Source organism: Streptomyces sp. C10-9-1, from assembly GCF_024497955.1.
Taxonomy (GTDB): domain Bacteria; phylum Actinomycetota; class Actinomycetes; order Streptomycetales; family Streptomycetaceae; genus Streptomyces; species Streptomyces sanyensis.
Genome location: NZ_JANHKP010000012.1, coordinates 151,281 through 171,515, shown reverse-complemented (window position 1 = coordinate 171,515; position 20,235 = coordinate 151,281). Strand labels below are relative to the sequence as shown.

Below are 20,235 nucleotides of genomic sequence, written 5' to 3'. Positions count from 1 at the left end.
ACCAGGTGGCCGGCTCCCACCGCCGTCGTGCAGCCGGACGGCTCGGCCACCCCCGCCGAAGGGTCCGGCGGCCCGCCGCTCTCCCGTGCGGTGCGCGCCGCCGGGCCCCCGGGGACGACGGACGTACGACGGAAGGAACGGCGCCACCGTGGCAGTGCACCGGAAACCCAGGCAGCGTCCGCACACCGGACCGGCGGGCCGGACGGCCGCCGCCCTCGCCCTCGCGGGCGCCGCCGGCGGCACGGCGCTCGGCGGAACGGCCCACGCCGACCCGCGGCCCACCACCGCGCAGGTCAAGGCGAAGGTGGACACGCTGTACCGGGAGGCGGAGGCCGCGACCGAGCGCTACAACGGCGCCAAGGAGCAGGCGGACGCCGCCCGCGACGAACTCGGCGCCCTCCGCGACGAGGCGGCCCGGCGCACCGAGCGGCTCAACACCTCGCGCGAGGCGCTCGGTTCCTTCGCCGCCGCGCAGTACCGCGCGGGCGGCATCGACCCCGGTCTCCGGCTCGCCCTCACCTCCGATCCCGGCGAGTACCTGGAACGCGCCTCGCTCGCCGAGCGCGTCGGCGACCGCCGGGCGTCCGCCCTCGCCTCGGTACGGCGCCAGCTCGTCGACCTCGCCGAGCTGCGCGAGCGCGCCGGGCTGCGGGCGACCGAACTGGAGGAGCACCGCGGCCGGGCGGCACGGCACAAGGAGTCGGTCCGAAAGCGGCTCGCGGACGCGGAGCGGCTGCTGGCCCGGCTCACCGCCGAGGAGCGGGCGGCCTACGCGCGGGGCGCCGCCGAGGGCCCCGACCGCGCCGACCGCGCCGGGCGCGCGGACATGCCCGCCCCCAGGGCGCCCTCGGGTCCGGCCGACGGACGGGCCGCGCGGGCCGTGGCCTACGCCTACGGCGCCCTGGGAAAGCCGTACGTGTGGGGCGCCACCGGGCCCGGCTCCTACGACTGCTCGGGGCTGACGCAGGCGGCCTGGCGCTCGGCGGGCGTGGCCCTCCCCCGCACCACCTACACGCAGATCGAGGCGGGGCGGCGGGTCGCCCGTTCCCAACTGGCGCCGGGCGACCTGGTGTTCTTCTACCCCGGCATCACCCACGTCGGGCTCTACATCGGGGACGGCAGGATGATCCACGCCCCGCGGCCCGGGTCACCGGTGCGGATCGCGGGCATCGACGAGATGCCGTTCGCGGGCGCGGTCCGCGTCGCCTGAGGCCGACGCGCCACCCCCGCTCCCGGCCGCCCGGCCGCCTTGCCCCGGCGCCCCCGCACGGCGCGCCGGGCCGGAGTCAGACCAGTCGGCGGGCGGTCGCCCAGCGGGTGAGTTCGTGCCGGTTGGAGAGCTGGAGCTTGCGCAGCACCGCGGAGACATGGGACTCGACCGTCTTCACGGAGATGAACAGCTGCTTCGCGATCTCCTTGTAGGCGTACCCGCGGGCGATCAGCCGCAGCACCTCGCGCTCCCGCTGGGTCAGCCGGTCCAGGTCCTCGTCGACGGGGACCGCGTCGGTGGAGGCGAAGGCGTCGAGCACGAACCCGGCGAGGCGCGGCGAGAAGACCGCGTCCCCGTCCTGCACACGGAAGACGGAGTCCACCAGGTCCGCCCCGGTGATCGTCTTGGTGACGTAGCCGCGCGCCCCGCCCCGGATGACGCCGATGACGTCCTCCGCGGCGTCCGAGACCGACAGCGCCAGGAAGCGGACCGGGTCGACCGCCGCGCCCATCAGCGTGGCGCAGCGCCGCAGCACCTCCACCCCGCCGCCGCCCGGGAGGTGGACGTCCAGCAGGACGACCTCCGGGCGGGTGGCGGTGATGACGGTGACGGCCTGGTCCACGTCGGCGGCCTCCCCGACGACCTCGACGCCCGTCTCCTCCGTCCGCCCGATCTCGGCCTGGACACCCGCCCGGAACATCCGGTGGTCGTCCACGAGCACCACCCGCACCCGCCGTCCGGCGGTCTCCTCCGCAGCCTCGGTCATCCGTCAGCCCTCTCCATCTCGAGCTCCACCTCGGTCCCCCCGCCCGCCGCCGAGCGGAGCCGTGCCGTCCCGCCGTTGCGCTGCATCCGGCCGATGATCGACTCCCTGACACCCATCCTGTCATCGGGGACCGCGTCCAGGTCGAATCCCGGCCCCCGGTCCCTGACGGAGACGAAGACCGACCGCGGCTCGACCTCCGCGTACACCTGCACGGCCCCTCCGGAGCCACCGTACTTGGCCGCGTTGACCATCGCCTCGCGCGCGGCCTGCAGCTGCGCCCCCAGACGCTCGTCGAGCGGGCAGTCCCCCACGACGACGACCTCCACCGGCACACCGTGCTTGTCCTCGACCTCGGCGGCGGCCCGGCGGACCGCCTCCGCCAGCGTGTCGGGGGCCTCGTCCTCCTCCTTGCCCGTGCCCTCCGGACGGTAGAGCCAGTTGCGCAGCTCCCGCTCCTGGGCCCGGGCGAGCCGGCGCACCTCCCCGGCGTCCTCGGCGTTGCGCTGGATCAGGGTGAGGGTGTGCAGCACCGAGTCGTGGACGTGGGCGGCGACCTCGGCCCGCTCCTGGGCCCGGATGCGCATCGTCCGCTCCTCCGAGAGGTCCTGCGTCATGCGCACCAGCCAGGGACCGGCGAGCAGCGCGACACCGACGATCACCGCGATCGCGGCGGTGAGGATGTTGCCCAGTTGGGCGGCCGACCCGCGCACCACGACGAAGGCGGTGAGACCCGCCGCCGCGAGCGCGACGCCCGCCACCACCCGCGCCACGGGGAAGAGCCGGCCCCCGCCGGAGGAGCCGGGCAGCCAGCTGGCCCGACGGGCGTTGTCGGCCTGCCGCCACACGAGCACGACGCCCGCGCCGATCAGCAGCGTGGGCACGATGTAGCGGTTGATGCTGTTGCGTTCGAGGTTCTCCACGAACAGCGCACCGCCGAAGAGCAGCGCGGCGAGGGCGACGATCTGCCCCTTGTCGGGTTTGCGCAGGCGCTTCCTGCCGTCCGGCGTGGTCTCGACGAGCGGACGCGGAGCGGTCTCCCGCCCGCCGACACCCAGCGGGACGGCGATCCAGAGGACGGCGTAGGGCAGCGCGCCCAGGCCGTCCGCCATGAACAGCACCAGGAACACCAGCCGCACCCAGATCACCGGCACGCCCAGGTGGCCCGCCAGCCCGCGCGCCACGCCGCCCAGCATCCTGCCGTCGGCACTGCGGTAGAGCTTGCGCACGGCGGGCTCGTCGGTCTCGGGCGGGCGGGCGGCGACTGGCATACGCAGATCGTCACACGGAGGCGGGGGCGCGGACATCAGGGCCGCCCCTGAGACCGACCCTGACCCGGCCCCGGCCCGGCCACCGGGCCGCACCCCGGGCTCGGTGCCGGGCAGGAAAGCGGTCGCCCCGGGCCGGACCCGGGGCAATATCAGGGGAGGTCCAGGGTCGTGACGGCTGCCGTGCACCCCGACGGCCCGTCACCATGGAGGCATGAGCCAGCCGACCGCCGCACCGCCCAGCCCGCCGCACGAGCAGCCGCAGCCTCCGCTGCGGCGCTCCCGGCGGGGCAAGCTGGTCGCCGGGGTCTGCGGTGGGCTCGGCCGGCACTGCGACGTGGACCCGGTGATCTTCCGGGTCTCGATCGGCGTGCTGTCCGCCACCGGCGGCATCGGCCTGATCTTCTACGGCTTCGCCTGGTTGCTCATCCCCTCCGACGGCGACGCCGACGGGGAGAACGAGTTCCGCCGCCTGCTCTCCGGGCGGGTGGACCGCGCCTGCCTGAGCGCCCTGCTGCTGGCACTGATCGGCTGCGGCCTGCTGCTGTCGATGCTGCGCAACGCCGATCTGCTCGCCTTCGCGGCGATGCTGTCGCTCGCGACGGCGGGGCTCGGCGTGTGGTCGCTGCGGCGCCGCGCCGGTGCACCCGAGGGCGCACCGGCGGCGCCCTCGACGGCGCACACCGTGGCGGAGGCGCCGCCCGAGACCAAGGCGCCGCCCTCGCCGGACGCCCCCTCCTGGTGGCGGGACCCGATCCTCAAGGACGGCACCACGGGGCCCGTGGCGACCGGCTACCTGTGGGGGCCCTCGGACGCCGCGGCCCTCGGCCCCGAGGAGGCCGCCGGGCTCCGCGGGGCGACGCCCGTGCGGCAGGGGCCCCGGCGGGGCATCGGCGGGCCGGTGGTGCTGCTGGCCCTGCTGGCCGGGGCGATCGGCACCGCGGCCACCTGGGGCGGGCCCCTGGGCTCCAGCCTCCAGACCGGGCTGGTCGCCGCACTCGCGGTGCTCGGCGCGGGGCTGGTGGTCAGCAGTGTGCTGGGGCGCACCGGCGCGGGGACGGTCCTGATGACCGCCGTCACCGCCGCGCTCCTGGCGGGCGCCGCGGCGCTGCCGCCGAGCATCGGCACGGACTTCCGCGAGGACACCTGGCGGCCCTCGACGGTCGCCGACGTCCGCCCCTCCTACGAGCTGGGCTCGGGCTCGGCGACCCTGGACCTGTCCGGGGTGGACGTGCCCGAGGGGGACACGGCGTCGACCCGGGCGGAGGTGGGCCTGGGCGTGCTCAGGGTCGTGGTGCCCGCGGACGCGGTGGTGGTGCTGGAGGCCACGGCCGGGGTCGGCGGAGTCCGCCTGCCCGACGACCCGCCCGACATGGTGCGCGTCGACCCGGGACGCACCGTGCGGGAGACCCTGCGGCCCCCGGAGGGTGCGGCCGCCGCCGGGACCGTCAGGCTGGAACTGGAAGTGGGCATCGGACAGGTGGAGGTGGACCGTGCGCAGCCATGAGAGCGCCCACGGCTTCCGGCCGGGGCGGCTGATCGCCGGGCTCTGCGCCCTGGGCGTCGCCGCGTTGTACGCGGGGGACGCCGCCGGCGAGTGGACGGTCCCGTGGTTCACGGCCCTGCCGCTGACGGCCGCCGGGCTGGCGCTGGCGGGCGTCGCGGGCTCGGCCCACTACGCGGTGCGGCGCCGCCGCGCGCGGAGCAGGGCGTCCAGGGACCAGTAGGACGCCCCGGCGAGTACCAGGGGCAGCCAGGCCATCAGGTAGACCAGGTCGTTCCCGTAGTAGTACGGCTCGGTCTGCCAGCTGACCGTGAGCCACAGGCTCAGCGAGATGAGCGCGCCTCCGAGGGCCGCCACGCGGGCCAGCAGGCCGGCCAGGGTGCCGAGTCCCACGGCGAGCTCGCCGAGGGCGATGGCGTACCCGAAGGCCACGGGGTCGTTCAGCGCGAGGTCGACCAGGCCCGGCACCGCGGCGGTGCCGCGGACGGCGTTCATGAGCTCGCCGAGGGAGCCGGGGCCGGTGGCGGCCAGGAAGGTGCTGTCGGTGAGCTTGTCGATGCCCGCGTAGACGAAGGTGATCCCGAGGAAGAGCCGCAGGGGCAGCAGGGCGTACCGGGCCGCCAGGTCCCGCCGGGTCGGCGGGGTGTCGTCGGCAGTGCCGTAGGTGGCCGTCGTCCGGTCCATGTCTCTCATTGCCCGTCCCGCCTCGAAGTGTCCGTCTGTCGACCATACGTACGGGGAGACCGCCCCGCTCAGCGGTGAGCGGCACGGATCGTGACAGGACCGTACGGCGGGCGGGGCGGGCGGCGGAAGCCCCCGGAGGCGGGAAGCGCCGGTGCCCGGCCGCACCGGGGGACGGCGACGCCGCCGACCGCGCGGGGCGGGCGGCGGCTTCGGCCGGCCTCAGGGGGAGGTCACTCCCACTCGATGGTGCCCGGCGGCTTGCTCGTCACGTCGAGGACGACGCGGTTGACGTCGGCGACCTCGTTGGTGATCCGGGTGGAGATGCGGGCCAGCACGTCGTAGGGCATGCGGGTCCAGTCGGCGGTCATCGCGTCCTCGGAGGACACCGGCCGCAGCACGATCGGGTGGCCGTAGGTGCGGCCGTCGCCCTGCACGCCGACGCTGCGCACCTCGGCCAGCAGGACGACCGGGCACTGCCAGATCTCCCGGTCCAGGCCGGCGGCGGTGAGCTCCTCGCGGGCGATGGCGTCCGCCTGGCGCAGCAGGTCCAGGCGGGGCTTGGTGACCTCGCCGACGATGCGGATGCCGAGGCCCGGCCCGGGGAAGGGCTGGCGCTGGACGATCTCCTCGGGCAGGCCGAGCTCCTGGCCGACCATGCGGACCTCGTCCTTGAACAGCTGGCGCAGCGGCTCGACGAGCGCGAACTCCAGGTCCTCGGGAAGTCCGCCCACGTTGTGGTGGGACTTGATGTTGGCGGTGCCGGTGCCGCCGCCGGACTCCACGACGTCCGGGTAGAGGGTGCCCTGCACGAGGAAGGCGACGTCCTCGCCCTCGCCCGCGGACTCGGCGACGATCTCGGCCTGGGCCTGCTCGAAGACGCGGATGAACTCGCGCCCGATGATCTTCCGCTTCTCCTCCGGGTCGGAGACGCCCGCGAGCGCGGCCAGGAAGCGCTCCTCCGCGTCCACGACCTTCAGCTGGACGCCGGTCGCGGCCACGAAGTCCTTCTCGACCTGCTCGGTCTCGCCCTGGCGCATCAGGCCGTGGTCGACGTAGACGCAGGTGAGCTGGGAGCCGATGGCCTTCTGGACCAGGGCCGCGGCCACGGCCGAGTCCACGCCGCCGGAGAGGCCGCAGATGGCCCGCTTGGTGCCGACCTGCTCGCGGATGGCCGCGACCTGCTCCTCGATGACGTTGCCCGTGGTCCAGGAGGGGCTGATGCCCGCACCGCGGTAGAGGAAGTGCTCCAGGACCTGCTGGCCGTGGGTGGAGTGCATCACCTCGGGGTGGTACTGCACGCCGTAGAGCTTCTTCTCGTCGTTCTCGAAGGCGGCGACCGGCACGACGTCGGTGGACGCGGTGACGGTGAATCCCTCGGGCGCCTCGGAGCAGGCGTCGCCGTGGGACATCCACACGGACTGCTCGGCCGGGGTGCCCTCGAAGAGGGTGGAGCCGGGCTTGGAGACGTGGAGCGGCGTGCGTCCGTACTCGCGGGAGCCGGTGTTGTCGACCGTGCCGCCCAGGGCGGTGGCCATCAGCTGGAAGCCGTAGCACATGCCGAAGACGGGGACGCCCGCCTCGAACAGCGAGCGGTCCAGGCGGGGCGCGCCCTCGGCGTACACGGAGGACGGGCCGCCGGAGAGGATGATCGCCTTGGGGTTCTTCGCCAGCATCTCCGCCACCGGCATCGTGGAGGGGACGATCTCGCTGTAGACGCGGGCCTCGCGGACCCGGCGGGCGATGAGCTGTGCGTACTGGGCGCCGAAGTCGACAACGAGGACGGTGTCCGGTTGCGTTGCGGGCGCGGCAGCGGGGGACGCTGATGACACTGGCGGCCTTCCGGCGGTGGGAGGGAGTCGGTATCTGTCGATTCTACCGGGGCGCCCGACGGCGCTTTTCGTCTCACCATCCGAACCCGCTTTGGCGCGGGCCCGGCTGCCGTCCATACTGTCGCCATGCAGCAGCTGACCTTCGTCTTTACCTATGGCACCGGCCCGTCCGGCTGCCATGGTCGCGCTGCTTGAGCAACTGACGAGCGACTTCCCAGGCGCCCCGGGCCGACAAGGCCCGGGGCGCCTCGGCTTTCCGGTCCTTGCCGCTCCGGGGCCCTGCCCGACACCGCAGAGGAGCCCCCATGACCGAGGTACTCGACCGCACCGGCGCCCGCACCGAGGACGCCGCGCAGGTGATCACCGGTGCGCGCGAGCGCATCGACGCGCTGGACGACCGGATCATCGGGCTGATCCAGGAGCGCATGGCCGTCTCGGCCGTGATCCAGGACTCCCGGATCGCCTCCGGCGGGCGCCGGGTGAGCCTGGCGCGGGAGATGGACGTGCTGTCCCACTACCGGGACGCGCTCGGCAGGCCGGGCACCGCGCTGGCGATGACGGTGCTGGAGCTGTGCCGCGGCCGGGTCTGAGCGGCTGCCGGGGCCGGGGAACGGCCCGGGCCCGGTCCGGGGCGCCGGGGCGGGAGTACGGCGTGCACCTGCGTTCGGGTGCGCCCTCACCCGTACGGCGCGTGACGCCCGCGGCCGCATCTCGTTGTTCCTCTTGTCCGCGCCAGCCAGGGGCGGGCCACCAAGGAGAAACCACGCGTGGCTCCGCTGGAGCGTGTGACGCACCCGAGGTGCGTCGTGGGACCTCGCCCCAGCGCGTGTGACCGGTCGGCAGGGGACAGCAGCCCGGTCACCCCAAAAGCGGTCGGCTCCGGGGACGCCCGGCGCCGACCGCATCCGGTCCGTCCGCCACGGACGCCCGCACCCTCCGTCCTCCCGACGCGGCGCTACCCCCCGGCGCCGCACACCGGCGCCGACGCTGCCCTGACGTCGGTGCTGCCCGAAGGGCCCCGCGGCCACTGCCCGCGGGGCCCTTCGTCTGCCCGGGTGCCCCCGTGGAGCCGGGGGAAGCACGCCGGCGCCCCCCGACCGCGCAAAGTGGTCCACCTCACACCTCGGACCGGTTGTCCGGGGACAACCATTCCCGAGGGACACAGGTCATGCATGCGTAACAACGGCCACGTGCGCGCCCGGCGCGCCGGGCCGCGCAGGAACCAGGAGGCCGCTGCACTCGGAGGGGGGTGCAGCGGCCTTCGTCCTGCCGTGCCGTCCGCGGGCCGGGTTCCCTCCCGGCCCGCGGACGGCGGCTCACACGTCCTGCGGCTTCTTCTCCTCGGCCTCCGCCGGGCGGGGAGGCACGGAGGGCATCGCGAGGAAGGGCAGGCGCAGGGCGCCGAACGCCTCCGCCGGGACCGCGGGGTGCTCCGGTCGCACCGGAGCCGGCCGCACATAGGCCGCACCCTGCTCCGGACGGGGGTCCGCCTCGCCCTTGTTGGGCCAGAAGGACATCGCCCGCTCGGCCTGGGCCGTGATGGTCAGCGAGGGGTTGACCCCGAGGTTGGCGGAGACCGCGGCCCCGTCGACGACCGAGATGCCGGGGTGCCCGTACAGCCGGTGGTAGGGGTCGATCACCCCGTCCTCGGCGGAGGCACCGATGGGGCAGCCGCCGAGGAAGTGCGCGGTCAGCGGGGTGCCCATCAGCTCGCCGATGTTGGAACCGGCGAAGCCGTTGATCTCCTCCGCCAGCAGCGAAGCGGCCCGGGTGGCCTCCGGGATCTGGGTGGGGTTCGGCGCTCCGTGCCCCTGCCGTGCCGTGAGGAGCCCCTTGCCGAGGCCGCCCGGCTTGCGGTACGTGGTCAGCGAGTTGTCCACGGACTGCATGACCAGGCCGATGATGGACCGCTCCGACCAGCGGCGGTTGGACAGCGAGCGCATGGCCAGCCAGGGGTGGCGGGCCACGTTGCCGAGCCAGCCCGCGACCCGGCCCTTCGCGCGGAAGGGCACCTGGAGGATCGTCAGCCCGCCCATGGCGTTGGAACCCCGCCCGTAGCGCACCGGCTCGATGTGGGTGTCGGCATCGGGGTGGATCGAGGAGGTGATCGCGACACCCCGGGTGAAGTCCGCCTTCGCGGCGCCGTGGCGGCTGCGGTAGCGGCGGTCGGTGGTCTGCGCACCCACCAGCGCCTCGGAGTTGGTGCGGGTCAGCTCCCCCAGGCGGTGGGAGAGCCGGGGCAGCAGACCGCTGTCCCTCATGCGGTGCAGCAGGGTCTGCGTGCCGTAGGTGCCGGCGGCGATCACGACCCGCCGGGCGGTGAAGGTGCGCCCCGCGCCCTTGCGCCGCTTGTCGCTGGGCACCGTCCGGACGGCGAAGCCGCCGCGGGAGTCCTCGGTGACCGCGACGACCGTGGTCATGGGGTGGACCGTGGCACCCGCCCGCTCCGCCAGGTAGAGGTAGTTCTCGTTGAGGGTGTTCTTCGCGCCGTGGCGGCAGCCGGTCATGCACTCGCCGCACTGGGTGCAGGGCCTGCGCGAGGGGCCCGCGCCGCCGAAGTAGGGGTCGGGCACCTCGCGCCCGGGCCGGGCCGTGCAGGCGCCGTCGGCGTCCCGGCCGTCGCCAAAGAACACGCCGACCGGCGCCATGTGGAAGGTGTCGCCCACGCCCATGGCCTGTGCGGTCGCCTTCAGATGGACGTCGGAGGGGGTCATCGTCGGGTTGAGGCGGACGCCCAGCATCCGCTTGGCCTGCTCGTAGTAGGGGCCGAGTTCGTCCTGCCAGTCGGTGATGGCTCCCCACTGGGGGTCCTGGAAGAACGCGGCGGGCGGCACGTAGAGCGTGTTGGCGTAGTTCAGGGAGCCGCCGCCCACCCCCGCGCCGGCCAGCACCATCACCTTGCCGAGCAGATGGATGCGCTGGATGCCGAAGAGGCCCAGCGCGGGGGCCCACAGGTAGTTGCGCAGGTCCCAGGAGCTGCGGGGCAGGGTCTCGCGGGTGAAGCGGCGGCCCGCCTCCAGCACGCCGACCCGGTAGCCCTTCTCCGTGAGGCGGAGCGCGGAGACCGAACCGCCGAACCCGGAGCCGACCACCAGCACGTCGTAGTCGTAGGGGCCGTCGCCCGCGTCCTGTTCTCGGGCGGGGGGTACCTCGGACATCGCTCTCCTCGTCGGCTCTCTTCGGTCGTGCGGGGCGGTTCCGGCCGGCCGGGGGCCGGCGCCGGCCGGGGCGGTCGGGGCGGCCGTCAGCGCAGGCGCAGCGCCTTCATCGCCCGGAGGCTGGTGCTCATCAGCGCGGCGTACCTCTCGTCGTCCATCCCGAAGGACGGCGCCAGGGGGAGCACCCGCTGCTGGGCGACGGTCTGGGCCTCCGTGTACTTGAGGATGCCCTCGGAGCCGTGGCGGCGCCCCAGGCCGGAGTCCTTCATTCCGCCCATCGGCGCCCGGACGCTGCCGTAGGCGGGGGCATAGCCCTCGTTGATGTTCACGGTGCCGGTGCGCAGCCGGGCGGCGACGGCGTGGCCGCGCCGTCCGTCGCGGGTCCACACGCTCGCGTTGAGGCCGTAGGGCGTGGCGTTGGCCCGGTCGACGACCTCGTCCTCGTCGGTGAAGCGGTAGAGGGAGACCACCGGGCCGAAGGTCTCCTCCTCGCACACGGCCATCGGCCCGGTCACGCCGTCGAGGATGGTGGGCTCGTAGAAGTAGGGGCCGATGTCGGGCCGGGCGGTGCCGCCCGCGACCAGGGTGGCGCCCGCCGCCACGGCGTCCTCGACGTGCCGGGTGACGGTCTCGAGCTGGCGCGGCCCGACCAGGGAACCCATGTCCGCCCCGTAGGCCAGGGCGCTGCCGAGCCGCATGGCCCTGGTGCGGGCGGCGAAGCGCTCGGCGAAGGCGTCCGCCACCGACGCGTGGACGTACAGCCGCTCGATGGAGATGCACAGCTGCCCGGCCGAGGAGAAGCACGCGCGGACCGCCCCGGCGGCCGCCTTCTCCACGTCGGCGTCGTGGAGGACCAGCATGGCGTTCTTGCCGCCGAGTTCGAGCGAGACGCCGACGAGCCGGTCGGCGGCACCCCGGGCGACCTCGCGGCCGGTGCGGGTCGAGCCGGTGAAGGAGACGTAGTCGGCGTGCCGCACCAGGGCGGGGCCGACGACGGGGCCCTCGCCGAGGACCACCTGGAAGACCTCCGGGGGAAGCCCCGCCTCGACGAGCAGGTCCCGGGCCCACAGGGCGGTCAGGGCGGTCTCCGTGTCCGGCTTCATGACCAGGGCGTTGCCGGCGACGAAGGCGGGCAGGGCGTCGCCGACGGACAGCTCCAGCGGGTAGTTCCAGGGGGCGATCTGGCCGACCACGCCCCGGGGCTGGCGCAGCTCGGTGGTCTTGGTGAGCACGGGCACCACACCCGTGTGCCGGCGGGGGCGGAGGTAGGCGGGGCCCTTGCGGCCGTAGTGGCGGGCGGCCACCGCGACCGCCAGCACCTCCTCGTGGGCGTGCAGCCGGGCCTTGCCGGTCTCCAGCTGGATGAGGTCGAGCACCTCGGCCTGGCGTTCGAGGAGCAGATCGTGGAAGCGCAGCAGCACGGCGGCACGGGCGCGCGCCGGCACGGCCTGCCACGGCCCCTGGGCGGCGCGGGCCCGTACGAAGGCCGCGGCGACGTCCTCGGGGGTGGACTCGGGCAGCTCGGCAAGCCTCTCGCCGGTGAACGGCGCGTGGTTGACGGTGCTGCCGGAGCCCACGACGTCCTTGGCCAGCCGGGCGACGACCTCGGGGGTCACCACGTCGGCGGCGGTGCGCGCACCGGCCGGGGCCGGTGCGACCGGGTTGGTTCCGGGGCGGGCCGGCGCTGTGGCGGTCGAGGCGGTGGTGGAGTGCGAGTCCGTCATGGTGGCGAGACTAGGACGCAATCCCCACTTTGGATACCCGTCGGTAACACGTTTTCACCGGCCCTCGGCACCACGCCAGTGATCACTGGCACATAAGCCCTGATCAGCGGGTTGTCGCCCCCGGAAGACCCACGAGGTCCCCTGCGGGACGCTGTGGGGGAAGACACCCGCCCGGGCGCGCTCCCGGCGCCCGGGGACTCAGCCGGTGACCCGGTAGGTGGCGGTGGCCTGCCGGTGGATCTCGGTCACCTTCTCCCGCTGGTCCGCCGGGCCGATCACCTGGATGACGTGGTAGCGGTCCCCCACGATCAGCGCCAGGTTGCGCACGTAGACCTCACGGCCGGTGCTGTCCTGCCAGGTGAACTGGCCCTCCGCCATGGCCTGGCGGCCCACGTCGATGCGCCGCAGCCCGCTCGCGGTCGCCCAGGAGGAGTCCCTGAAGGGCTGGAGCTCGCGCTCCCTGTCCCGCTGGTAGACGAGCGGATCGTCGCCGTTCCCGGCCACCGGGTCCCGGCCGGGGACGACGATCAGGGTGAAGTCGCCGCCGAGGTAGCGCACCTGGCCCGCGTCGTTGACGGGGCGGCGCTGCCACTCCTCCACGACGGCCAGGCTGAAGCCCTCGGCGTCCTCGCGGAGCACGTAGCCGTCCGGGAGGGTGGCGGCCGGGGCGGAGGTCTGCGGCTGCTGCGAGCCGGGGCCGGCCTCGGGGGAGCGGTCCGGGTCGGTGCGGTCCGGGCTCGGCTCGGCCCCCGCGGAGGGGCGCTGCCCCGTGCCGCCCGCCTTCGGGGCCCCCGACCGGTCGCCGGACGCGGGCATGACGTAGTAGGCGTAGGCGACCGCGGCCGCCAGCGCCAGGAGCACCGCCAGGAGCAGGGTGCGGCCCAGGGCCCGCGGCTTCCGGCCACCGCGGCTTCCGGGCCCGGGCCGGGGGTCGTCGAAGCGATCGGCCGCGTCGAAGCGCTCACGGGACACGGGCGGCCGGGAGGCCGGACCCCGGGACTTCCGGTGGCGGTGGCGGCCCGCCTCCCGCCCGCCGAAGCGCCGTCGGCGCACCAGCTCGCCGCGGCGGCGCACGATGGGGAGCAGCGTCGGGTCGACCGGCCCGGAGGGCACCGACACCAGGCCGTGGCCGACCTCCGGTTCGGGCGCCGACCGGACCAGGGAGCGCAGCCAGCCGTTCAGCTCCTCGCACTCGGGCCGCTCCGTGGGGTCCTGGCGCAGCAGGGACTCCACGACGGGCCGCAGCGGCCCGCACTCCTCGGCGAAGGCGGGCGGCTCGGCGCACACCATCTGCACCAGCTCGGCGGCGTTGTCCTCGGGGTAGGGGGCGTGGCCCTGCACCGCGCGGTAGAGCAGCGCGCCGAGCGCCCAGAGGTCGGTGGCCGGGCCGACGGGCGCCGCAAGCTGCCAGTTCTCGTGCACGGGACCGGCCTGCTCGGGTGCCCAGCGCTCGGTGACGGCGCCGACGACCGTGATCCGGGCCTGCCGCGCACGCTCGGCGGCCAGGGGCGTGGTCGGGCCGCGGTAGGACTCGGCGCGGCCGCCCGCCGCCTCCTCGCCCCACCGGGGGGCGCCGGCGGCCGGGGCGGGTGCCCCGGCGGCGGGGCGCCGCTGGGCGTCGGCCCGCAGGGCGTCGGCGCCGCCGTTCCAGCCGGCGGCGCCGCGGTGGGCGGGCAGGGCCGGGCGCGGCTGCGGCGACGAGCGCTCCGCCGCGCGGCGGCGCACTCCGTAGGGATCGTCCCGGTAAGCGTCGGAGGGGGCGGAGGGACGCGTGGCGGGCAGCCCGCCGCCCCCGGCCGGGAGCGGGCCGGGGCCCTCGCGGCCGGGCGGGGGCGCGTCGTGCCAGGTGCCGGCCAGACGGGCCCGGCCGGGGCCGTCGGCCTCCCCCGCGCCGTCGCCGCCGCCAGGCTCCCCGGCGGGGCGGCCGTCCCCGGCGTCCGGTCCGCTCGCGGCGGGGCGGGCGGGGTCGGGGCCGTGGGCCTCGAACCCGCCGCGGACGGGGCGCTCGGCGGCCTCCGGTCCCGGGCGGCCGTCCCCCTGACCGGGCTCCGCGGGCCGCTCGCCGTCCCGCGGCCGGGCCGCGGCGCGGGCACCGGCCCGGTAGGCGGCGATGGCACCGGCCCCGGTGGTCGGCCCGTCGGGCGGGGCGGCCTGCTCGAAGCCGGACTCCCGCGGGAGCGCGGGCAGGTCCTGGGCCGGACGGACCGGGGCGGGCACCGCCAGGCCGTGGCGGGCCGCCGGGGCGAGCGCCGCGGGGCCGCCCGGGGAGCCCTCGGTGTACGGGGCGGTGCCGTAGGCGGTGCCGGCGTCCGGGCCGCGGTGCCCGGCCGAGCGGCCGCCGCCGGCGGCGGGGTGCACGGGTCCGTCCTCGTCCGGTCGCCGGTCGGGCACCGGCTCGTACCCGCACAGGGCCTCCTCCGCGGCACCGGAGGCCAGCCCGGTCAGCACCACCCGGCCGTCCTCGCAGACCAGCACCGTGCGCACGGTGATGTTCCGGTGGGTCCAGCCGTGGGCGTGCAGCACCCGGAGCGCGGTCAGGACGTCGGAGGCCACCTCGGCGGCGCGGTAGGGGGTGAGGGGCCGCTCCGCCAGCAGCGCCGCCAGCGGCCGGGCCGCCACGACCTCGCTCACGACCCACAGCGACCCGTCCTCGGCGAACACGTCGAAGACCTGGTCCAGCCGGGGGTGGTCGGGGATCCGCGCAGCCGCCTGCGCGGCCTCGACGGCGCGGAGCACCGCCGGGTCGGTGGGCCGCAGGGTGGCCCGGCCCTGCGCCCTGCGCGGCACGGCGGCGCCGGCCAGGCCGTCGCCGTCCATCACCTCGGCCTCGACGACCTCGGGCAGCGGCACCTGCCGCACGAGCACCTCGTGGCCGCTGTAGGTGTCGAAGGCGCGGGTCTCGGCGAGTTCGCCGTCCTCCGAGGACTCCGAGGGCAGACGGTAGCGGTCGGCGAGCACCCGTCCCGCGTACTCCTCCACGACGCCTCCCCGCAGCGCGCTGTCCCCCGGCCGGTCCGCGATCACCGCACCAAACCGTCATATCCGGTCGGCGGGCGGCTCCTTGTGGCGGTATACCGTCCGCGAGGTCTCACGATACGTGCCCCGACTCACTCCTTGGGGCTGAACGTGGCGAACGCCGTGCGGCGCAGGGTCGTGCACGCCTCGCCGTCCCACTCGCTCGCCTTGCAGGTGATCATGATGGCGTAGCCGCGGCGGGCGTCCACCTTGAAGCCCCTGTTGAGTATCCGTACCCGCTGGCCGTTCTCGTTGCGCTCGAACTCCCAGTCGGCGACGGTCGGGTAGCCGTTGTACTCGACGCGGGTGATGCCGATGTGCCGGTAGCCGTTGCTGGTGGCGCTGACGCCGGCGACGGCGGCGGCCCAGGCGGCGTGCGCGTCGTCCCTGGGGCTGTCGGTGAAGTCGATCTGGACCCGGGGCACTCCCCCGTCCACGCTGAACTTGGCGCCCGAGTTACGGCCCGCGATGCCGGTGAAGCGGAAGTCCCGGGGCATGGCCACGGTGAAGCGGAACTGGTCGTTGGAGACGGCCGCGTACCCCTCGGGCAGCGCCCCGGCTCCGCCGGTGCCGCCGCTCGCGGCGCCGTCGTCGTCGGAGGCGTCGTCGTCGCCGTCCGCCTCGTCCTCGGTGCCGCCGGGTGCGGTGCCGCCCGTGCCGCCGTCCTGGTCGGGCTGCCGGCCGCTGCCGGGATCGGCGGCGCCGTCCGGCTCTCCGCCGGCGGAGCCCTCGGCGCCCGCGGACGCGGCACCGGCCGAGGCGGTCCCGGTGCCCGCGCCCGGGGTGGAGCCCTCGGCACCGTTGCCGTCCCCGCCGTTGAGGGCGAGCACGAGGACGGTGGACAGCACGGCGAGTACGGCCACCACGGCGATGACCACCAGCGTGCGGCGGGGCACCACGTCCGTGAGGGGGGCGCGCACCGGCGCGGGGCGCCGTCCGCCCGGGGCGGCGGGCACGGCCGTCCGCTCCCGGGAGGGGTCCTGCTCCGGGGTGCGCTTCTCCGCCTTGGCGGCGGCCGCCGCGTTGCGCACGGAGCGCAGGGCACCGCGCACCCGGGCCGCCGCAGCGGGGTCCTTGGGCTGAGCGGGGGGCCGCGGGGCCGTGTCGGGCGGCGGCGGCGGGGAAGCGGGCAGCGGTATGACCCGGGTCTGCTCCGGCGGGGCGGCGGCGAGGGCGTCGGCCTCCTCCGGGGCGTTCACCACCTGGGTCAGCAGGGCGCGGGCACCGGCGTCGTCGAGCCGCTGGGCGGGGTCCTTGGCGAGCAGGCCGTAGACGACGTCCGTGAGGGGGCCCGCGTTCTTCGGGGGGTCGAGCGGTTCGGTCATCACCGCGGTGAGCGTGGCGATGGCCGACCCCTTGTCGTAGGGCGGGCTGCCCTCGACGGCGGCGTAGAGCAGGCCGCCGAGGGACCAGAGGTCGGCGGCGGGGCCGGGCTTGTGCCCCCGCGCCCGCTCGGGCGAGATGTAGGAGGGGGCGCCGACGAGCATGCCGGTCGAGGTGAGGGACGGGTCGCCCTCGACCTGCGCGATGCCGAAGTCGGTGAGGACGACGCGGTCGTCCTTGCCGATGAGCACGTTGGAGGGCTTGACGTCCCGGTGCAGGATGCCCTCGCGGTGGGCGGAGCGCAGCACGTCGAGGACGGCGAGTCCGACCTCGGCCGCGCGACGGGGGGTCAGTACGCCGTCCTCGCGGATGACCTCGGCGAGGGACTTGCCCTCGACCAGCTCCATCACGATCCACGGGCGGTCGTCCTCGTCGACCACGTCGAAGACGGTGACGGCGCTGTTGTTGCGGATCCTGGCGATGGCCTTGGCCTCGCGCAGGGTCCGGGTGATGAGGCGGCGCTTCTCCTCCTCGTCGATGGCGTTGGGGAAGCGCAGTTCCTTGACGGCGACGGTCCGGCCGAGCGTCTCGTCGACGGCACGCCAGACGGTGCCCATGCCGCCGCGGCCCAGGACCCCGCCGAGTCGGTAGCGCCGTGCGAGAAGGCGGCCTTCGGCGGTGGCGGGCGTGCCCGTGCCGCCGGGGGGGAGGGAGCCCGTGGCGCCGCGTGCCGCCGCTGCGGCCCCGGACGGCGCCTCCGCGGCGGCCCCCTTGCCGTGCGCACCCGCGCCCGGCGCGTCCCCGGCGGAGCCGTCCCCGGCCGGCGCGCCGTCGCCGCGTACGGCCTCGGCGGGCGCGCGGCCGCCCGGCGCGTCACCCGGCCCGGGTCCGGCCGAGGCGGCACCGGACTCCGCCGGGCGGCCCGCTCCGGCCCGCTCGGCCGGGTCTTCGGCGGAAGCACCCTCCGCGGCCGGTTCCGCGCCGGAAGCGGCCTCCGCGGCCGGGTCCTCGGCGGAAGGGGCCTCGCCCGGGGCCGTCCCGTGCGCCCGTTCGCCGGCGGGCGCCTCCTCCGCATCCGCGGCCCCGGGGCCCGGAGCGCTCCCGGCCTCGTCCTGTGCACGCTCGCGCGCGGTGCCGTTCCGCTCGGCCGCGCCCGTACCGGTGGTCTCCGCCGGGTCGCCCTCCCCGGCCTCGGACCGGGTGCCGCCGTCGGCCGTGCGCCCCGTGCCCGGTGCCGGACGGGCTCCCGGACCCTCGGTCCGCGCGGACTCCGCCGGATCCCCGGCCTGCCGCGCCTCGTCCACCGCACGGTCGCTCCGTGTCGCCGTCACGGTACCCACCCCCGACTCACCCTCAGGAGCCGTCGCCCCCCCGGTGCCCGGCGCACCGGAGACCACGGCCCCGCTTTCCTCGTCACGCTCCGTGGACACCGGGGACGAGCGCTGTCCCGGGATCGCACCGGCCGGGCCGAAGCCGCTGCCGGGCGCGCCGGACGCACCCTCGCCGCCGGCGGATTCCTCACCCCTGCCTGCGGTTTCGGCCGCCACGGCCTCGTTCCGCCGGGACTCCCGTGACTGCTCAGCCTCCGACATGCGTCCCCTCTGCGATCCTGATCTTCGCCCGCGCCGCCCACGCGCGCGAGGCGGGTAACCCGCCCTGGCAGAGCGACCATTGTCCCTCACTCGGGGACCGCACGTGCTCCCGGGGCCGCCCGGTCCCGGCCTCCCGCGCCCCCGCCATGCCGCTACTCGGCGTGTCGGCGGCCCTGGCGCTGGTCGGGGCGGCGAGGGGCGGGGCGCACACCCGCCCAACCCTCCTCACCCCGGGGCGGGTTGGGCGGCCGGGGGGAGACGGCGGCCGTACGGAGGCCGGCACGGGCGTCCGGCGCGGGGCGGAAGCCGCCCGGGACCTCGCGGCAGGCACTCACAGCGGCACGATGTCCGGCGCCCCCAACCGTGCGGCGTCGGCGGTCAGGTCGTCGGGCTGGCGCTGCGACTCCCGCTCGGCCTCGACCCGCTTCTCGTAGTGCTCCACCTCCTTGTCGATCTGCTCCGGCCCCCACCCGAGCACCGGGGCCATCAGCAGCGCGCACTCCCGCGCGCAGCGCGTGCCGCGGTCGAAGGTCTCGATGGAGATGCGGGTGCGCCGGGTCAGCACGTCGTCCAGATGGCGGGCGCCCTCGTGCGAGGCGGCGTAGACGACCTCCGCCCGGAGGTAGTCGTCCGCCCCGGTGAGCGGCTCCCCGAGGGAGGGGTCCTCGGCGACCAGGGCGAGCAGTTCCTCCGTCAGGGAGCCGTAGCGGTGCAGGAGATGCTCCACCCGCACGACGTGGAGGCCGGTGCGGGCGGCGATCCGGGCCCGGGCGTTCCACAGGGCGTGGTAGCCCTCGGCCCCGATGAGCGGGGTGTCCTCGGTGACGCAGGCCGCGACACGCTGGTCCAGGCCGTGGACGGCGGCGTCCACCGCGTCCTTCGCCATCACCCGGTAGGTCGTGTACTTGCCCCCCGCCACGACGACCAGGCCCGGGACGGGATGGGCCACGGTGTGCTCGCGCGAGAGCTTGCTCGTGGCGTCCGACTCACCGGCCAGCAGGGGGCGCAGCCCGGCGTAGACGCCCTGGACGTCGTCGCGGGTGAGGGGCACCGCCAGCACCGAGTTGACCTGCTCCAGCAGGTAGTCGATGTCGGCGCTGGACGCCGCCGGATGGGCCTTGTCCAGATCCCAGTCGGTGTCGGTGGTGCCCACGATCCAGTGACGGCCCCAGGGGATGACGAAGAGCACGGAGGTCTCGGTGCGCAGGATCAGACCGGAGGTGGAGTGGATGCGGTCCTTGGGGACGACCAGGTGGATGCCCTTGGAGGCCCGCACATGGAACTGCCCGCGCTCGCCGATGAGCGCCTGGGTGTCGTCCGTCCACACGCCCGTCGCGTTGACGACCTGGCGGGCGCGGACCTCGTAGGTGCCGCCGCCCTCGACGTCCTCCACCCGGGCGCCGACGACCCGCTCGCCCTCGCGCAGGAAGCCCACCACGCGCGCCCGGCTGGCGACGTGCGCGCCGTAGGAGGCCGCGGTGCGCACGAGGGCGGTGACGAAACGGGCGTCGTCCGTCTGGGCGTCGTAGTACTGGAGGGCGCCGACCAGGGCGTCGCGGCGCAGCGCAGGCGCGGCCCGCAGCGCGCGGCGGCGCGAGAGGTGGCGGTGGAGGGGCAGGCCCCGGCCACGGCCCGAGGAGACCGACATCGCGTCGTAGAGGGCCACGCCCGAGCCCGCGTACCAGCGTTCCCAGCCGCGGTGGCGCAGCGGGTAGAGGAAGGGCACCGGCCTGACGAGATGCGGGGCGAGGCGGTCCAGCAGCAGCCCGCGCTCCTTCAGCGCCTCCCGGACGAGGGCGAAGTCCAGCATCTCCAGATAGCGCAGCCCCCCGTGGATCAGCTTGCTCGAACGGCTGGACGTGCCCGAGGCCCAGTCGCGCGCCTCCACGAGGGCGGTCGACAGACCGCGTGTCGCCGCGTCCAGTGCCGTGCCCGCGCCGACCACGCCCGCACCCACGACCAGGACGTCCAGTTCGTGCTCGGCCATCGCGGCGAGTGCCTCGGCACGCTGGCCGGGTCCCAGTGTCGCTGTCCTCACTGCTGCCTCCCGTCGCCCCCGTCGGTTGCCGCGCTCGGCATCCCACAGTCGATTCTGTCCCCGCTCGCCGGGTTCAGCCACCGCCTGTGGATAACACCCCGTTAGCCACGCGCCCCCAATACGACAG

The 20,235-nt window shown here is 75.7% G+C and carries 13 protein-coding genes; 4 read left to right on the top strand and 9 right to left on the bottom strand.

Annotated features, from left to right (window positions below):
• Positions 1-148: 148 nt before the first annotated feature.
• Positions 149-1,210, top strand: a complete 1,062-nt coding sequence (locus tag NPS70_RS19025; RefSeq protein ID WP_256525502.1) for a C40 family peptidase — start codon at positions 149-151, stop codon at positions 1,208-1,210.
• A gap of 76 nt (positions 1,211-1,286) precedes the next feature.
• Here NPS70_RS19025 and NPS70_RS19020 read toward each other — a convergent pair whose 3' ends face one another.
• The gene (locus NPS70_RS19020; protein WP_256525501.1) at positions 1,287-1,976 is read right to left on the bottom strand and encodes a response regulator transcription factor; all 690 of its coding nucleotides are present in this window, start codon (positions 1,974-1,976) and stop codon (positions 1,287-1,289) included.
• Positions 1,973-3,244 carry an ATP-binding protein gene (locus NPS70_RS19015; protein ID WP_256525500.1) on the bottom strand — a complete coding sequence of 424 codons (1,272 nt, stop codon included), beginning with the start codon at positions 3,242-3,244 and terminating at the stop codon, positions 1,973-1,975. The genes NPS70_RS19020 and NPS70_RS19015 overlap by 4 nt, the downstream gene beginning before the upstream one ends.
• A 211-nt stretch (positions 3,245-3,455) precedes the next feature.
• Here NPS70_RS19015 and NPS70_RS19010 point away from each other — a divergent pair, with 211 nt between their 5' ends.
• Positions 3,456-4,748, top strand: coding sequence for a PspC domain-containing protein (locus NPS70_RS19010; RefSeq protein WP_256525499.1), 1,293 nt, complete (start codon positions 3,456-3,458; stop codon positions 4,746-4,748).
• The gene (locus NPS70_RS19005) at positions 4,735-4,968 is read left to right on the top strand and encodes a hypothetical protein (protein WP_256525498.1); all 234 of its coding nucleotides are present in this window, start codon (positions 4,735-4,737) and stop codon (positions 4,966-4,968) included. Before NPS70_RS19010 ends, NPS70_RS19005 begins: the two co-directional genes overlap by 14 nt.
• On the opposite strand, the gene NPS70_RS19000 is transcribed toward NPS70_RS19005, so the two are convergent.
• Together NPS70_RS19000 and guaA are read right to left on the bottom strand one after the other, a co-directional pair.
• Positions 4,917-5,429 carry a DoxX family protein gene (locus NPS70_RS19000; protein ID WP_374212025.1) on the bottom strand — a complete coding sequence of 171 codons (513 nt, stop codon included), beginning with the start codon at positions 5,427-5,429 and terminating at the stop codon, positions 4,917-4,919. The two genes, NPS70_RS19005 and NPS70_RS19000, sit on opposite strands and share 52 nt — an antisense overlap.
• Positions 5,430-5,659: 230 nt before the next feature.
• Entirely contained in the window at positions 5,660-7,258 is a 1,599-nt protein-coding gene (guaA, locus tag NPS70_RS18995) for a glutamine-hydrolyzing GMP synthase (RefSeq protein ID WP_256525496.1), read from the bottom strand.
• Positions 7,259-7,563: 305 nt separating this feature from the next.
• Here guaA and NPS70_RS18990 point away from each other — a divergent pair, with 305 nt between their 5' ends.
• Entirely contained in the window at positions 7,564-7,848 is a 285-nt protein-coding gene (locus NPS70_RS18990; RefSeq protein ID WP_256525495.1) for a chorismate mutase, read from the top strand.
• Between the two features lie 726 nt (positions 7,849-8,574).
• Here NPS70_RS18990 and NPS70_RS18985 read toward each other — a convergent pair.
• The 5 genes from NPS70_RS18985 to NPS70_RS18965 all read right to left on the bottom strand — a co-directional run bounded on the left by NPS70_RS18985 (position 8,575) and on the right by NPS70_RS18965 (position 20,108).
• Complete coding sequence (locus NPS70_RS18985; protein ID WP_256525494.1) at positions 8,575-10,416, bottom strand: GMC oxidoreductase; 1,842 nt, start codon at positions 10,414-10,416, stop codon at positions 8,575-8,577.
• An 86-nt stretch (positions 10,417-10,502) separates the two neighbouring features.
• Positions 10,503-12,140, bottom strand: a complete 1,638-nt coding sequence (locus NPS70_RS18980; protein ID WP_256525493.1) for a succinic semialdehyde dehydrogenase — start codon at positions 12,138-12,140, stop codon at positions 10,503-10,505.
• A gap of 198 nt (positions 12,141-12,338) precedes the next feature.
• Positions 12,339-15,119: a protein kinase gene (locus tag NPS70_RS18975; RefSeq protein ID WP_256525567.1), complete on the bottom strand. Its 2,781-nt coding sequence runs from the start codon at positions 15,117-15,119 to the stop codon at positions 12,339-12,341.
• A gap of 128 nt (positions 15,120-15,247) precedes the next feature.
• A complete protein-coding gene (locus NPS70_RS18970) occupies positions 15,248-18,070 on the bottom strand; it encodes a serine/threonine protein kinase (protein WP_256525492.1) in 2,823 nt (940 codons plus the stop codon).
• A gap of 331 nt (positions 18,071-18,401) precedes the next feature.
• The gene (locus tag NPS70_RS18965) at positions 18,402-20,108 is read right to left on the bottom strand and encodes a glycerol-3-phosphate dehydrogenase/oxidase (RefSeq protein WP_256525491.1); all 1,707 of its coding nucleotides are present in this window, start codon (positions 20,106-20,108) and stop codon (positions 18,402-18,404) included.
• Positions 20,109-20,235: the final 127 nt, after the last annotated feature.

Excerpts from the sequence above, each read along its gene's own strand:
- NPS70_RS19020 (WP_256525501.1), bottom strand. The coding sequence starts at position 1,976 with ATGACCGAGGCTGCGGAGGAGACCGCCGGACGGCGGGTGCGGGTGGTG.
- NPS70_RS19015 (WP_256525500.1), bottom strand. The coding sequence starts at position 3,244 with ATGCCAGTCGCCGCCCGCCCGCCCGAGACCGACGAGCCCGCCGTGCGC.
- NPS70_RS19010 (WP_256525499.1), top strand. The coding sequence starts at position 3,456 with ATGAGCCAGCCGACCGCCGCACCGCCCAGCCCGCCGCACGAGCAGCCG.
- NPS70_RS19000 (WP_374212025.1), bottom strand. The coding sequence starts at position 5,429 with ATGGACCGGACGACGGCCACCTACGGCACTGCCGACGACACCCCGCCG.
- NPS70_RS18990 (WP_256525495.1), top strand. The coding sequence starts at position 7,564 with ATGACCGAGGTACTCGACCGCACCGGCGCCCGCACCGAGGACGCCGCG.
- NPS70_RS18985 (WP_256525494.1), bottom strand. The coding sequence starts at position 10,416 with ATGTCCGAGGTACCCCCCGCCCGAGAACAGGACGCGGGCGACGGCCCC.
- NPS70_RS18980 (WP_256525493.1), bottom strand. The coding sequence starts at position 12,140 with ATGACGGACTCGCACTCCACCACCGCCTCGACCGCCACAGCGCCGGCC.
- NPS70_RS18970 (WP_256525492.1), bottom strand. The coding sequence starts at position 18,070 with ATGTCGGAGGCTGAGCAGTCACGGGAGTCCCGGCGGAACGAGGCCGTG.